We start from the raw sequence: 14,244 nt of genomic DNA, 5'->3' as shown, positions 1-14,244 counted from the left end.
CTCTCCTTGCTATGTCCCCGAGTTGTGTAAAAACTGGTGCTTGTTATTTAGCGTTATAGAGGAACGTGTTATCTTCTCGCTGTGGATACACTTGCATAATAGTACGGGCTATAAAGGTTTTACCCTCAATATCATGTCCGGCAAGCCAAAAATCAGAGCGGCATGGAAGTGCTTTTTCTGTAAGCTCTCGGACTCGGAAACGAAGAGTCCAGAGACCATTCTCTTCCAGAAGACTTTGGTCTATAGGCGTTGCCCATAAAGTATGGTTGAGCCCCCCCTGTCCCATAAGAATTGATTTCTCTACGGGGTGTCGGCCTTTTAAGTTGAAACGGACAACAAGCTCGGTAGATCTATCTCCCTTAAATATATTTGTGGCGCTTGTTAGCAGTGAGATGGGAGCAAAGGGGGCGAAAAACTTTTCCAGCTTTTCTGCTGTTTGTCGCGAAATAGTTTCCCCCCATGCGGTAAGAAGCGTTCTGGCCTCCTCTTTTTCTCCAGAGAGCATCAAAGTTTCAGCTTTCTGGCGTATTTCTTCCTCTTGTTTCATAAGAGAGTCTTCATAAAAAGAGATCCAATTTTGTAAAGAGGGATGGATATCTTTATAAAGCAAGTCTGTAATTATTTGTTGTTGAGTAATATTCCACCATTTTTTTGAGTCTATATCAAGGAGAGACATATCCGGTTGACAATGCTCTTCCAGAGCAGGAATAGGTCTTTTTATGGGGGAAAGTCCTTCTGGTAAAGAGAGAATGCCGCCATGTAATGGAATATAAGGGTGAGAACAAGGACGGCCGGGGGCAATCCAAAGACAAGTGAGCTCTGGATATTCATGAAAGGCGGCTATAATCCCTTCTACTGTTGTTCCAGTGCAGATCCGCCGTAAGGGAGTATAGTGAGGAGAGAAGCCTGAAAAATCCATACGTAAATCATCAGCTGTACCTTCATAGTGGCTACGGAAAATAGCCTTGATTTTATCAAATTCTATTTTTTTACCTGGGTGCACTGTCATTGGGAGCTCTTCATTGACCCCCCATTCCCTGCCAGTGAGAATCGAAAGAGCATGACGTTGACGAAATGTATTGAACTTATGACGCCACCGTTTAGGGTTTTGGAACGCTTTCGCAAAATCAAAATCTTTTTCTTCTAACACATGGGGCGATACCCAGCCTTTTTGTGAGGCGTAATTCAGAAGATCTTTTGAGCAATAAAACTTTCTATTATTTAGATCGCCTTTACGGATGGTGTAATGGTTAGGGATGAAAGCGGCTTCATCGTCTCGTATTTGTACGGCACAATAGTGTTGGCCATGAACTACTTGTATCATCCATGCTTCGTTAGCATCGGCAATAATATAGCATCTACCTGAATCTCGGTATCCATATTGTTCTAATAGCTTCATGGCCAATATTACGCCATGGTCAGCACTGTAAGCTTGTTCAGCTAAAGCGCGGCGGAGGCCATATCCAATCCCGCCAGCTATGCAATCGGGCTCATGATCAGATCGTATATGTCGACAGCTGTCACTAAAAATACCAACACCGTGGTCGTTATAGAATATATCTGCATTTGAAAGGCCACGTTCACCTCGGACTTCACTCCAGAAAAAACCAAAAGTATGGGGTATTTGTGGGATATGGGCAGATTCCTCTTCGCATGTAAAAGTTGTTCCAGGCTTGTGGTCTCTTGGGGGGACAAGGGCGTGTCGCACTAAAAGACGATCACTATCGTCTTCATTATGAGCAACAAGAACTTTCCCTGTAGGGGAAACATCTTTCCCTAATATAAGACCGCTACAGGCACTAGCGCGACGAACAGGAACTAAGATGCCAAGAAGAACAGAAAGAATTAAGAAGGTAAAAAACACTATAAAAACTCCTTTCCTACTCTTTTAGTATTTTGAGGCCCTCTTCTTGAGAGTTATTTTTTATAATATCCTATTCTCTGTCTATTATGGTAACGGCTTTTTTGACGAACTTTAAAAAATAATAGAAAACTAAAAGTGTACATTTCGCCCCCATTAAAAAAAGAGATGCTCGAGGGCATCTCTTTCGAAACTTTTTCCGTAAGGGGTGTTACGGTAAGTTTATTTGTTTCTATTAATTCAGTTTCTGTATCGAGAGAAGAGCTTTTTCATTTTTTCCTCGTTAGGAATCTCTCCAGAAAAAAGTACTTTCCCATCTACAGCTACGGCTGGGATATGCACCATCCCAAAATGTTTGATGATCTCCCTTGTCTCTGTTACGCGCTCAATGTCATTAACAATATTAAGGGTAGTCAGAGTCTGTTTGGTCATCTCGAAAACCTTGTCACAATCTGGGCATATTCGCCCAATGACCTGAATCTTCATTTTTCTCTGCCTCCTTTTCCTCTCAAAAGTACTGGCGCCAGCGAGGGTTTTTATTAAATATTTTCAATAATCAGCATAGCACACAATTCGTATTTGCAAAATGGAGATTTAGGGTAACTCTGTTGATTACAAATAGTTAAGAGCTATTTTTATTGAATATTCATTGTTATCCTGAAAAGATTATATCTTTTCATATCTTGTTTCTAGTTTATATAGAGGATTTGGGATAAAGATATTTTTTATAAGTAATTAAAGAGGCATTTCTTTTTTGAGGAGAGGCTGAGAAAAATGTAAGGAGAGTTGTAAAAGACCCAAAATAATCATTAGTAATTTAGTAGGGTTTATGCTAGCATAATAACCGTGTAAATAAACGAATTTATACATAAAGGAGCGATAGTGATGAGTCAGAAAATATTCGAGAAGGGAACAAAATTTGAGGCTGAAAAAATGGTAGAAGTTCAAGTTGGCTCAGTGGTAAGCCGTACACTTATTGATCATCCTACCGGCACTGTAACTCTTTTTGCTTTTGATAAAGGGCAGGCTCTAAGTGAGCATACAGCTCCTTACGATGCTTTGGTTCAAATCCTTAATGGGAAGGCAGAGATTAGTCTTGGAGGTGTATCTCAACTTGTAGCTCAAGGGGAGTGGCTTATTATGCCCGCCAATGTTCCTCATGCTTTGAAAGCGGTAGAAGCTTTCAAAATGGCATTAGTGATGATTCGTTCTTAAATGAAAAAAAGGTCTCCATTTCTGTGGGAGACCCTTTTGAATATATTATTCAAATCTCCATATATTTCCTGATACATAAGATTCTTTTTCCGTGTATAAATTATAGTGTTTGTGATTCCAGATAACCTGCTTGTAACGTTCTCTATCTTTTTTTGCTTTGCAAAAGGGGTTCTTTCAGGAAATATATTTAGAAGGAGAAGAGTGATGAAGAAACGTCTTTGTTTTTCTTCTGTTTTTCTATTTTTATGTTGGGCAAGTCTCGCTCAAGGAATAGAGGCAATACCAGTAGCGGAGATTTGGGATCTTAATAAGTGTGTAACTATGGCCCTTGCTCACCACCCCGATCTTAAAAGTGCGCAAGGAAAAGTATATGTTGCTGATAGTCGAATAGGCCAGGTCAAATCAAAATTGAAGCCTCAAGTAGATATTGCTACTGGATATACTCGGCAAGATAGTTCTTCTACCAGAGATAGAGAAATTTATTCGAGTAGCGCTGGGGCATCACAACTTATTTCAGATGGTGGTAAGACAGATGTGGAAATAGAAGTTTCTTCGCTTCAGAAAGAGAGTGCTTTTTATACTCTGAAGGAAACGGAACTTTTGATTGTATATAACGTAAAAAAGTCGTATTTTGATCTTCTTGAAGCACAAAAAAATGTCGAGGTAGCAGAGGAAACATTGAGACTTTACCAGTTGCTTTTAGACCAGGCCCAGGGATTTTATTCAGTCGGATCTGTTTCTAAGTATGATGTTACAACTGCTGATGTAGATTTGAGTAAGGCTCAGTTAGGTGTTATTACAGCGAAGACAGCCGTTAAGAAGGCAAAAACAGCTTTGGATAATGCCATGGGAATTACTACTCCTATAGATTATTCCCTGCAAGATATAGTGTCGACGCAAGAGGTGTCTCTGAATCTAGAAGAAATACAGAAAAGAGCTTTTTCGTCCCGGCCAGAATTACAGGCAAAAAAAACAGATAGTATGGCAGCATATCAAAATATTCGTTTAGCGGCGAAAGAAAACTCTCCTGAATTGAAAGCGTCGGGGAAATATACTGTTGGCGGCAGCTCTTTTACAGAGGATGACAATTGGTCTATGGGAATGACCGTGCAGTTTCCCCTTTATGACGGAGGCTTGCAGACAGAAAAAATAAAACAAGCAAAGGTGGAGCTGGAGATAGCAGAATCAGAAGTTGAATCTCTTCGTTCTGACGTTCAGAAAGAGGTAGAGCAATCTTATTTAGAATTCACAGATTCTTTCGATGTTTTGAAGGTGGCAGAAAAAGTGGTGTCTCAATCAGAGGAAAACCTGGATATTGCTCAAAATAGATATAGAGTAGGAGTAGGATCTCCTATTGAAGTGGCTGACGCGACTGAAAAATATAAGGAAGCTAGAAAGGAGTATTGGGCAGCTCTTTATGATCATTGGCGAGCTTGGACTGCCCTGGAAAAAGCAGTTGGAGGTTCTTTAGAATGAAAAAGTTCGCGGCCTTTTTTGTGGTGATGGCTCTTATCGGTAGTTATTTTTTCTTTCGCAGAGGTACGTCCCCAATTTTTACTGTAGAGACTGTACCTATAGTGAGAGGCGAAATTGTGAAGACTGTTTCTGCTACTGGCAGAGTGGAGGCTGTTAATACGGTGAATGTAGGAACGCAGGTGACGGGCACTATTAAGGCTATCTACGTGGATTTTAACTCTTCAGTGAAAAAAGGTCAGCTTATCGCTGAAATTGATCCGTCTTTGTTACAGGCTAATGTTGAGTCAGCAGAGGCTGACGTTTTAGCGGCTCAGGCCAATGTCTTGAAAGCAGAAACTTCAGTGAAAGATACGAAAAAGAGTAGGGATAGGAAAAAAGAACTTTTTTCCCGAAATCTTATTGCGGAGAGCGAACTCGATGAAGCACAGACAGAATATGATACAGCAATAGCTCAACTAAAAGCGGCGCAAGCTAATGTAGAGCAAACTAAAGCGAGCTTAAAACACAAAAAAATTAGCTTGGGATACGCGAAAATAGCGTCTCCTATTAACGGAGTGGTTATAGACAGAGCAGTGGAAGTGGGGCAGACAGTGAATGCCACCCAATCTGCTCCAACTCTTTTTACTATAGCGGAAGACCTGACACAGATGAAGGTAGAAGCAGATATAGACGAAGCAGACATTGGCTTAATTCAGGCAGGACAAGGCGTGCAGTTTACGGTGGATGCTTATGCTGATGTAACGTTCCACGGTTTCGTGGAGGAAATTCGTTTAGCTCCTAACACCGAAGGAAATATCGTAACATATACGGTCATTATTAAAGTGCAGAATCCAGAACTCAAACTTATGCCTGGCATGACAGCTAACGTGATAATAGAGACAATTAAGAAGTCTGGTGTATTGAAGATCTCTAACGCTGCCCTCCGCTTTAAACCAAATTCAGAATTGGGAGTTTTTAACGGAGAGGTACACAATACATCTGCACCCTCTTCTCCTCATTCTTACACTAAAAACCTTTGGCTCTATGATGGGAAAGCTTTACAGCCAGTTCCTATAACTATAGGGATCTCAGACGGTATGGATACCGAGATTTCAGGAGAAGTAAAGGAAGGTATGAAAATTGTTACGGGAGTTGTATTCGGCAAGGAGACTACGACTGGAAGGGGGTCTCCCTTTGTGCCTGGTCCGCGTCGATAATATTCATAAATCTTATGTCATGGGAGAAGTGGAAGTCTGGGCTTTGAGAGGCGTGACTTTTTCTGTAAGAAAAGGAGAGTTTCTTTCGATTATGGGAGCTTCGGGGTCGGGGAAATCCACTTTAATGAATATTTTAGGATGTCTCGATATCCCAACGGAAGGACATTATTTTCTTAATGGTACTGACGTAAGCTCTTTAGATAAAGATCAATTGGCTGAAATTCGTAAAAACACGATTGGTTTTGTTTTTCAGGGATTTAACCTTCTGCCTCGAATGACTGCGCTTGAGAATGTAGAGCTTCCTATGCTATACAGAGGCATACCAGCGAAGGCTCGGCACAAACAGGCTCTCCATGCCCTCCAAATTGTAGGGTTAGAAGAAAGGGCCGGTCATCAACCTCAACAGCTTTCTGGCGGCCAGCAGCAACGAGTCGCCATTGCGAGAGCATTAGTTAATGATGCCCCTCTTATTCTTGCTGACGAACCCACGGGCAATCTTGATAGTAGAACAGGCGAAGATGTTATGGATCTTTTCGTCCGGTTGAATAAAGAGACGGGCAAAACGATTATTCAGGTAACTCACGAATTGGATATGGCTCGTTTCGGGACGCGGATTATAACTTTTAAAGATGGGATTATGATAAGAGACGAAGAAGTGAGGATTGCATGTTAAGTCTGTATGAGACTATAAAAATATCTTTTCGATCTCTTCGTGCCAATAAAACGAGATCGGCATTGACCATGTTGGGAATCGTTATTGGGGTTATGGCGGTTATTATTATGTTTGCTATAGGATCTGGCGCTAACCGCGAGATAGCTGACAGATTTTCTAGCCTTGGCAGTAACATGATTATAGTGCGACCCAGTACAGATAGGTCAGTAGGTGGAGTGCGAAGTTATTCGGCATATACACTGACAGTGGAAGATGCGGAGGCTATCCGCGAAGAATGTAGCGCAGTTGCCTATTCTGCACCTACTTACGGGGGCACGCTTCAGGCTGTTTATGGTAACGAAAACTATCCTGGGCAGGTTACGGGAACTACGGCCGATTACCTTTTTGTGCGGGATCTTTCTTTGGTTTCAGGCAGGACCTTTGTGGAACAGGATATTCGAAGTGCTACGAAGGTGTGTATTATCGGAGAAACAATTGTCGAAAATTTGTTTGGCAGCGAAGATCCTTTGGGGAAGGTAATACGTTTAAAAGGTGTACCTGTAATGGTAATTGGTGTTTTGGCGAAGATTGGGGAAAGTCCTATGGGGCGTGACGAAGACGATATTATATTGGTTCCTATTACAACAGTTCAAAGAAGAATGATCAGTCCCCCTAAGATGGGGATGACTTCCTCAATTTCCGTAAAAGCACTTTCGGAATATCATTTAGATAGAGCGCAAGAGCAAATTGAAAGCCTTCTGGCGCAGCGTCATCGCATTAAACCGGGAGAAGGCAGCGATTTTACGGTTCGGAATTTAGCGCAAATGGTGGAAAACGCTAAGAGTGCTACTCGAGTAATGAGTCTGCTTCTTACAGCTGTAGCGGGAGTTTCTCTCGTAGTAGGTGGTATTGGCATTATGAATATTATGCTCGTATCAGTGACGGAACGAACGCGGGAGATCGGTATCCGGATGGCTATAGGAGCTAAAAAGGCGGATATTAGACTTCAATTTCTTATGGAAGCTCTTATCCTCTCTCTTTTGGGAGGCGTTGTTGGTATTGTTCTGGGAGTTGCGGGGGCTGAGTTTTTTTCGAGAGTCTTGGGATGGACTACTGATATTTCAGTGCTTTCTATAATTCTTTCTTTTGGGTTCTCTGGATGTGTGGGTATTTTTTTTGGTTTTTATCCAGCCTACAAAGCCTCTTTGCTCAATCCTATAGATGCTCTGAGATATGAATAACAGGGAATTATCAGTGTGTGCTGTCATTTCTTTCGTTCGGTTTAAAGGAGTAGCAAAGCGAAATAGAAACTTAACGAGATTTGTCCGTACAAATTTCAAAAACTTTCTTGACTATTATCATTTTCTCCTGTAAACTTACTAAGTTGCAAAATAACAGCAGCACAATAACATTTTTAGGAGGCAACATTTTGACACAAGGAACAGTAAAATGGTTTAACGGCAGCAAGGGCTATGGTTTTATCACCGGCGAAGATGGGAAAGATTATTTTGTCCATTTTAGTGCTATTCAGGTTGATGGCTTTAAGACTCTTGACGAAGGGCAGAAGGTTTCTTTCGATGTTGAGTCTGGTCAGAAAGGTCCACAGGCTAGCAACGTTAGACCTCTGTAGGAGTTCCCTTTAATACAACTTGAAGGATAAAGGTGGGTGTCCCGTAAGGGGCATCCACCTTTTTTAATTGAATGATCCTCTCTAAAGGCATCTTTTTCAAGAAGCTGTTCTTTATCGAGCTAAAGCAATGAAATGCGAAAACAATTTGTTTAACTATTTATGATATTATTTATCTACGCTATTCTTAAGGGAGGGCTCATGTCTATTTATGTAACAGGCGATAAACATGGAACAGTGGAGATAGATGAACTATTGCCTTTTTATTATACAGTGGGGAAATATCTCACCCCAGAAGATCACCTTGTAATTATGGGTGATTTTGGCCTTTTATTCGATCCTTGCCTTACGGAACGAGAACAAAAGTGGCTTACCTGGCTTTCTTCCATGCCATGGAATACCTTATTTATTGATGGAAATCACGAAAACTTTACACGTCTTGATCATCTTCCAGAAATAGAACGCTTTGGAAATTCCGTTGGAGTTGTATCTGACAATATATTCCATCTAAAACGAGGATATATATACACTATAGAGGGATTTCGCTGTTTTTGCTTCGGAGGGGCTTTAAGTCTCGATAAAAATATGCGGAGACCTGGTATTTCATGGTGGGAACGAGAAATTCCCTCAGAGGAAGAGATGGCGAGGGGGTGGCAGTCTTTAGATCAGGTTCAATGGAAAGTTGATTATGTTTTTACCCATATGGCCCCAAATCTAGTATTAATAGAGCTTTGCCATAAGAAATATATCGGCGCAAAGCTGAAACTTGCTCATGTGCCCAGGGATCCTGTAGCTATTTATCTCAATACAATTGTTTCTCGTCTCTCTTTTCGGAGGTGGTACTTTGGCCACTTGCATGTCCAAACTCCACCTTTTTGTATAGATGTTGTTCCTCGGAAGTGTTTCCAAGCCTTATATCGCTTCGTAGTGCCTATTGAGGAAGGGCTTACTTCTTCTGGCAGTTTGCCTCTTAAAGAACCTCAAGAAAAAAGCCTTACCCAGATTTTACTTCAGTCTCAATCTCTTCTTGACGTTATAGATAACCACGGAGACCTGCTGAATGCATGGCTGAAGTATGGGAAAACTCTTGATGGCAGGGATGTCATGTCTTTCCAAAGGCTAATTCGTCGGGCAACCCCGCAAAATATGGAAATAGCCATAGAAAATGCTCAGAAAAAAGGATATTATTACCTTCTAATAGCTCTAAAAATGGAATATAAAGAAATGACATGTTAATACCTTCCTTTTTTTCACAAACATCAATGCTTTCCTCTAAAAAATGCGATTTCCGCATTTAGGACCATTATTTTGGCTATATCTCAGCTGATAAGATACGGGAATCGTTGGTCTTGCCATTGCAATAGTCGCATATTATGGCTATCTTTAGTGTACGATTATGTGACACTTCTTTTATAGTTTATAGAGTGAAATGATGGGAGGATATAAAATGCGACTTCGTTCTGAACGAGAAGCGATAGTGGAATATTGTCAAAAAATGGTTACTTCTAGGTTGACAACAGGAACAGGAGGCAATATTAGTATTTTTGATAGAGTCCGTGGAGAAGTAGCCATTACCCCGACCGGGATCGATTACTTCGAGATGGAACCAGAAGATGTTTTGGTGATGGATATTGAAGGGAATATTATAGAGGGTGTAAAAAAACCTTCCAGTGAAACTGCTATGCATCTAGCTTTATATCATAAAAGGAGCGATGTTTGTGCCGTTGTGCATACCCACTCTGTTTTTGCTACAACTATCGCTTGTTTAAGATGGGAACTTCCTGCTGTTCATTATCTCATTGGATTTTCAGGAAATAAAGTTCCTTTAGCGTCTTATGCCACCTATGGAACTCCAGAACTTGCTCATAACGTGGCAGAGTCCATAGGACAATATAATGCGGTTCTTATGGCCAATCACGGATTGCTTGCAGTAGGTGCGACTCTTCCCGGAGCTTTTGGTACTGCAGAGGAGATAGAGTTGGTGTCTGAGATTTATTATCGAACGAAGTGTATTGGAGAGCCAGTGATTCTTCCAGATGAGGAAATGGCTGAGGTCGTTCGCAAGTTTGCAGGGTATGGACAACAATAGACCAATGATACAAGGGGATATGACGCACCTTCTTGCTTTTGACCTCGGCAGTTCGACGGGAAGGGCTTTATGGGGAACTTACAAAGATGGCCAGCTCTCTTTTGAAGTGATCCATTCTTTTCCTAATGGCCCTATTCGACTCAACGGTTCTTGGTATTGGGATATCTTAAGAATATACGATGAAATGTTGGTAGCTCTAAGAAATGCGGGACAGTTAGCGCAAGGAGCCCCCTTTACTGTAGGTATAGATACTTGGGGCGTCGATTGTGCTTTTGTTGATAAAACAGGACAACTTATGGCGCCAGTACATCACTATCGAGATCCGAGGACAGAAGGGCTTTACAGTGAAATTTTTCAAAATGTTGCGCGGGAAGAAATTTATTCTCGTACAGGTATTATGTTCATTCAGTTCAACTCTCTTGTTCAGCTTTTTGCCGAAAAGAAAAGCCGACCTTGGCTTTTAAATCAGGCAGAAAAACTCTTATTCCCTCCAGATTTATTTACATATTTTCTTACAGGCCAATATTTTAACGAGATTACAATAGCGTCTACCTCTCAGTTTCTTGATCCAGCGACGCGGTCGTGGGATCGAGGACTTTTAGAGTGCCTAGAGATTCCTCACCATTTCTTGTGCCCTTTAATATCTCCAGGAACCATTATTGGGCCGCTATCTCCCTATGTACAAGCTGAAACCGGATTGGGCAGTGAGGTGACAGTGGTGGCAGTTGGCGGACATGATACGGCTTCAGCTCTTTCTGCTGCACCCACGGAAACGTCTGCTTCGGCTGTGATCAGTGCCGGGACCTGGTCGCTCTTAGGGCGAGAGCTTGATAGTCCAGAGCGAAGTTCTCATTCTTTAAATGCTAATTTTACCAATGAGTGTAGCGTGGGAAATAAGATTTTTTATCATAAAATTCTTTGCGGCTTGTGGCTTATTCAAGAGTGTCGTCGTATTTGGGAGGAGGAAGGGAAGGAGCTTTCCTATAGTGAAATCCATGAAGCAGCGGAGATGGCGAAGCCGTTACAGCATATTTTTTATCCTGACGACCCCCGCTTTATGAATCCACTTAATATGCCAGATGAAATTAGGGGGTTCTTTCTAGATAGGGGAGAGGATGCTCCAGAGGGCGTGGCCGAAATGGCGCGTTCCATATATGAAAGTCTTGCTTTAAACCACGCTTATGTGCTCCAAGGCATAGAAAAAACGTTAGGGACAGCTATAGACGTAGTGCATATTGTGGGGGGAGGGTCTCAGGCAGAATTCCTTTGCCAATTTACGGCGAATGCTTCCGGTAAAACTGTTGTAGCTGGACCAATAGAAGCGACTGCGCTGGGAAATATGCTAGCTCAGCTGAAGGCACAAGGGCTTATATCTGGTCTGGAAGAGGGACGGCGTATAGTCCGAAATTCTTTGAATCTAAAAGTTTATAAACCTCAAAACATGTCTTTTTGGGTAGAAGCTTTGAATGTTTTTATGGAAAGGCTGTGAGGTGGAAGGGAACTTCCCCCTTTAACAAGTAATTACATAAAATCTAAAGGAGTGTGGACAGCATGAAAAGAGTAACACGAATCATGGCTTTAGCCTTAGCCCTAGCTCTAGTATTTACAGGCTGTGCTTTGGCTAAAGAGCACGAAATCGCAGTAGTGGTTAAAATTAATGGAATTCCTTGGTTCAACCGCTTGGAAGAAGGCGTGAAAAAAGCTGACGCAGAGTTTGATGATGTAAAGGCCTATCAGCAGGGACCTTCCGATGCAGATCCGGCACAGCAGGTAAAAATTATAGAAGACCTTATCGCCAAGGGTGTAGACGCTATTTGTGTGGTGCCCAATGATGCGAAGGCTCTTGAACCTGTCTTCGAGAAAGCCAGATCCAAAGGCATCATTGTTTTAACTCACGAGTCGGACAAACAGAAGGGTGCCGACTATGATATCGAGCTTATCGACAGCAAAAAGTTCGGAGAAGAAAACTTCGAGACTCTTGCCCAGGCTATGGGAGGCAAAGGAGAATTTGCTCTTTTTGTAGGTGGCTTGACTGTGCCTCTTCACAACTATTGGGCTAATGTAGGTCTTGAATATGTAAAAGCTAAATATCCGGAAATGAAACTCGTTACCGATCGTATCCCTTGTGGAGAGAGCGTTGAGGAATCTTTCAAAAAGACCATGGAGCTTACAAAAACCTATCCGAACCTGAAGGGTATCGTTGGTTTTGGAAGCCTTGGCCCCATCGGCGCCGCCCAGGCTCTTAAAAAGAAAGATATGAAAGGCCAGATTGCTGTGGTTGGAACAGTTATTCCGAGCCATGCTGCTCCATATCTTAAGGAAGGATATATTACCCACGGCTACCTTTGGGATCCAGCAGATGCAGGATATGCTATGGTGGCAGTAGCTCGAGAAATTCTTCAGGGTAAGACCATTACCGATGGCATGGAAATAAAAGATCTTGGAGCTATCCAGCTTTTTGAAGATCCAGAGACGAAGGGCAAAGTACTTAAGTTCGATAAAATTCTCGATATTACGGCAGAGAACGCCGAATCTCTCGGTTTTTAGCCTGAATAATAAAAGACAAGGTGCGGGCCTTTGTTCGACCCGCACCTTTATCTTGTAAGTGGGGACTGATGGGTGTTGATGGAGCTAGAAAAATTCCTTGAGCTGAAAAATATTCGTAAAAATTTTGGCGGAGTTCAGGCCTTAAAAGGTGTGGATTTCGATTTATATAAGGGGGAGATCCATTGCCTTGTGGGAGGGAATGGGTCAGGTAAGAGCACTCTTATTAAAATTATATCTGGGGTATATCAGGCGGAAGAAGGAGCGGAAATTCATATTAATGGGGAGATTCTTTCCCATTTAACTCCTTTGGAGTCTATAAATAAGGGGATCCAGGTTATTTATCAAGACCTGTCTCTTTTTCCTAATTTATCTGTAGCGGAGAATATTGGTATTGGCCAATATTTAGAGAAAGGCCGCATGTTTGTAGACCGGAAGAATTTGATACAGCGTTCTGAAGCGGCGATGAATAAAATAGGAATCTCTCTTCCATTAGAGAAAACGGTAGGAGAGCTCTCCATAGCAGATCGACAGTTAGTGGCTATTTGTCGGGCTATAGCCAATGAGGCGAGGCTTGTCATTATGGATGAACCGACAGCTTCCCTTACGCGGAATGAAGTTGATGCTCTCTTTCGGGTAGTTCGGGATCTTCAATCTCGAAAAATCACGATATTATTTGTAAGCCACCGGCTCGACGAAATTATGGAGATAGCCCAACGAGTGACAGTTCTTCGAGATGGAGAGAAAGTCGGGGTCTATGAAGCCTCAGAATTAGATGATCATAAACTGGCGTTTTTAATGACAGGTCAGCAGTTTAAATATGAGGTGAATTGCTCTCCATATAATAAGGAAGAGGTTATTTTAGAGGTAGAAAACCTCTGCAAGGAAAAGAACTATAAAGATATCTCTTTTTCTCTTCATGAAGGGGAGATTCTGGGGATTACAGGTCTTTTAGGATCCGGGCGCACCGAATTGGCTCTCTCGCTTTTTGGGGCTAATCCTCCAGATAGCGGAGAGATTCGTCTTGATGGGAGGCCGGTTTCTCTATCTAATAAAAGAGATGCTATTGCAGCTGGCATAGGGTATGTGTCGGAAGATAGGCTTTCTTTGGGGCTTATTCTTGATCAGCCGGCAGATAATAATATGATTTTAACGATTATGGATCAGATTCTCGGGAAGGGAAATCTCATTGACCGGGAGAAAAAAGCATCGTGTTTTAAAAAATGGGTTAACGAATTGAATATTAAGGTCTCGACTCCTGACATAGCTGTGAAAACCTTGTCTGGCGGCAACCAGCAGAAGGTAGTTTTATCAAAGTGGCTGGCTACGTCTCCCAGAATTCTAATTCTTGACTCTCCTACCGTAGGTGTGGATATAGCTGCTAAGAATGGGTTGTATCAGGTTGTGAAAGATTTAGCCTTGCAGGGAATGGGGATCATTATAATATCAGATGAAGTTCCGGAGGTTCTTTATAATTGCCATCGTGTTTTGGTCATGAGAAAAGGACATATTGTTGGAGAATGCTTTCCCGCTCAAATTACAGAAAAGGAGTTGACCCAGAAGATCAATGAATACTAAACTACT

The 14,244-nt window shown here is 41.9% G+C and carries 13 protein-coding genes; 11 read left to right on the top strand and 2 right to left on the bottom strand.

All coding sequences use genetic code 11. The annotated features are described in order from the left end of the window. Positions 1-43 precede the first annotated feature (43 nt). Together K360_RS0108455 and K360_RS0108450 are read right to left on the bottom strand one after the other, a co-directional pair. Positions 44-1,864, bottom strand: a complete 1,821-nt coding sequence (locus K360_RS0108455; RefSeq protein ID WP_024822732.1) for a C69 family dipeptidase — start codon at positions 1,862-1,864, stop codon at positions 44-46. Positions 1,865-2,101: 237 nt separating this feature from the next. Further along, positions 2,102-2,347 carry a thioredoxin family protein gene (locus K360_RS0108450; protein WP_024822731.1) on the bottom strand — a complete coding sequence of 82 codons (246 nt, stop codon included), beginning with the start codon at positions 2,345-2,347 and terminating at the stop codon, positions 2,102-2,104. A gap of 399 nt (positions 2,348-2,746) precedes the next feature. Between K360_RS0108450 and K360_RS0108445 the strand changes: the two genes are divergently transcribed. From K360_RS0108445 to K360_RS0108395, 11 genes are all read left to right on the top strand, one after another. Next, positions 2,747-3,076, top strand: a complete 330-nt coding sequence (locus K360_RS0108445) for a cupin domain-containing protein (protein ID WP_024822730.1) — start codon at positions 2,747-2,749, stop codon at positions 3,074-3,076. A gap of 204 nt (positions 3,077-3,280) precedes the next feature. Continuing rightward, on the top strand, positions 3,281-4,552 hold the full coding sequence (locus K360_RS0108440) for a TolC family protein (protein WP_024822729.1): 1,272 nt from the start codon (positions 3,281-3,283) through the stop codon (positions 4,550-4,552). Beyond that, positions 4,549-5,748: an efflux RND transporter periplasmic adaptor subunit gene (locus tag K360_RS0108435; RefSeq protein WP_024822728.1), complete on the top strand. Its 1,200-nt coding sequence runs from the start codon at positions 4,549-4,551 to the stop codon at positions 5,746-5,748. The genes K360_RS0108440 and K360_RS0108435 overlap by 4 nt, the downstream gene beginning before the upstream one ends. Further along, positions 5,726-6,421 carry an ABC transporter ATP-binding protein gene (locus K360_RS0108430; protein ID WP_274532068.1) on the top strand — a complete coding sequence of 232 codons (696 nt, stop codon included), beginning with the start codon at positions 5,726-5,728 and terminating at the stop codon, positions 6,419-6,421. Before K360_RS0108435 ends, K360_RS0108430 begins: the two co-directional genes overlap by 23 nt. Beyond that, positions 6,415-7,641: an ABC transporter permease gene (locus K360_RS0108425; RefSeq protein WP_024822726.1), complete on the top strand. Its 1,227-nt coding sequence runs from the start codon at positions 6,415-6,417 to the stop codon at positions 7,639-7,641. Before K360_RS0108430 ends, K360_RS0108425 begins: the two co-directional genes overlap by 7 nt. 185 nt (positions 7,642-7,826) lie before the next feature. Further along, positions 7,827-8,030 carry a cold-shock protein gene (locus K360_RS0108420; protein ID WP_034327014.1) on the top strand — a complete coding sequence of 68 codons (204 nt, stop codon included), beginning with the start codon at positions 7,827-7,829 and terminating at the stop codon, positions 8,028-8,030. Between the two features lie 198 nt (positions 8,031-8,228). Continuing rightward, complete coding sequence (locus K360_RS11080; RefSeq protein WP_051461147.1) at positions 8,229-9,263, top strand: metallophosphoesterase family protein; 1,035 nt, start codon at positions 8,229-8,231, stop codon at positions 9,261-9,263. Between the two features lie 211 nt (positions 9,264-9,474). Continuing rightward, a complete protein-coding gene (locus K360_RS0108410; protein ID WP_024822723.1) occupies positions 9,475-10,116 on the top strand; it encodes an L-fuculose-phosphate aldolase in 642 nt (213 codons plus the stop codon). A 19-nt stretch (positions 10,117-10,135) separates the two neighbouring features. After that, a complete protein-coding gene (locus K360_RS0108405; RefSeq protein ID WP_034327010.1) occupies positions 10,136-11,605 on the top strand; it encodes a rhamnulokinase in 1,470 nt (489 codons plus the stop codon). 62 nt (positions 11,606-11,667) lie between these two features. Beyond that, the gene (locus K360_RS0108400) at positions 11,668-12,663 is read left to right on the top strand and encodes an autoinducer 2 ABC transporter substrate-binding protein (RefSeq protein WP_024822721.1); all 996 of its coding nucleotides are present in this window, start codon (positions 11,668-11,670) and stop codon (positions 12,661-12,663) included. A 78-nt stretch (positions 12,664-12,741) separates the two neighbouring features. Continuing rightward, positions 12,742-14,238 carry a sugar ABC transporter ATP-binding protein gene (locus K360_RS0108395; RefSeq protein WP_024822720.1) on the top strand — a complete coding sequence of 499 codons (1,497 nt, stop codon included), beginning with the start codon at positions 12,742-12,744 and terminating at the stop codon, positions 14,236-14,238. Positions 14,239-14,244: the final 6 nt, after the last annotated feature.

The sequence above is a fragment of the Aminobacterium mobile DSM 12262 genome (genome assembly GCF_000526395.1).
GTDB classification, from domain to species: domain Bacteria; phylum Synergistota; class Synergistia; order Synergistales; family Aminobacteriaceae; genus Aminobacterium; species Aminobacterium mobile.
This window is presented reverse-complemented; position numbering and strand designations above follow the sequence as displayed.

Coding starts and splice junctions, on each gene's coding strand:
- K360_RS0108450 (WP_024822731.1), bottom strand. CDS start 2,347: ATGAAGATTCAGGTCATTGGGCGAATATGCCCAGATTGTGACAAGGTT.
- K360_RS0108445 (WP_024822730.1), top strand. CDS start 2,747: ATGAGTCAGAAAATATTCGAGAAGGGAACAAAATTTGAGGCTGAAAAA.
- K360_RS0108440 (WP_024822729.1), top strand. CDS start 3,281: ATGAAGAAACGTCTTTGTTTTTCTTCTGTTTTTCTATTTTTATGTTGG.
- K360_RS0108435 (WP_024822728.1), top strand. CDS start 4,549: ATGAAAAAGTTCGCGGCCTTTTTTGTGGTGATGGCTCTTATCGGTAGT.
- K360_RS0108425 (WP_024822726.1), top strand. CDS start 6,415: ATGTTAAGTCTGTATGAGACTATAAAAATATCTTTTCGATCTCTTCGT.
- K360_RS11080 (WP_051461147.1), top strand. CDS start 8,229: ATGTCTATTTATGTAACAGGCGATAAACATGGAACAGTGGAGATAGAT.
- K360_RS0108410 (WP_024822723.1), top strand. CDS start 9,475: ATGCGACTTCGTTCTGAACGAGAAGCGATAGTGGAATATTGTCAAAAA.
- K360_RS0108405 (WP_034327010.1), top strand. CDS start 10,136: ATGACGCACCTTCTTGCTTTTGACCTCGGCAGTTCGACGGGAAGGGCT.
- K360_RS0108400 (WP_024822721.1), top strand. CDS start 11,668: ATGAAAAGAGTAACACGAATCATGGCTTTAGCCTTAGCCCTAGCTCTA.
- K360_RS0108395 (WP_024822720.1), top strand. CDS start 12,742: ATGGAGCTAGAAAAATTCCTTGAGCTGAAAAATATTCGTAAAAATTTT.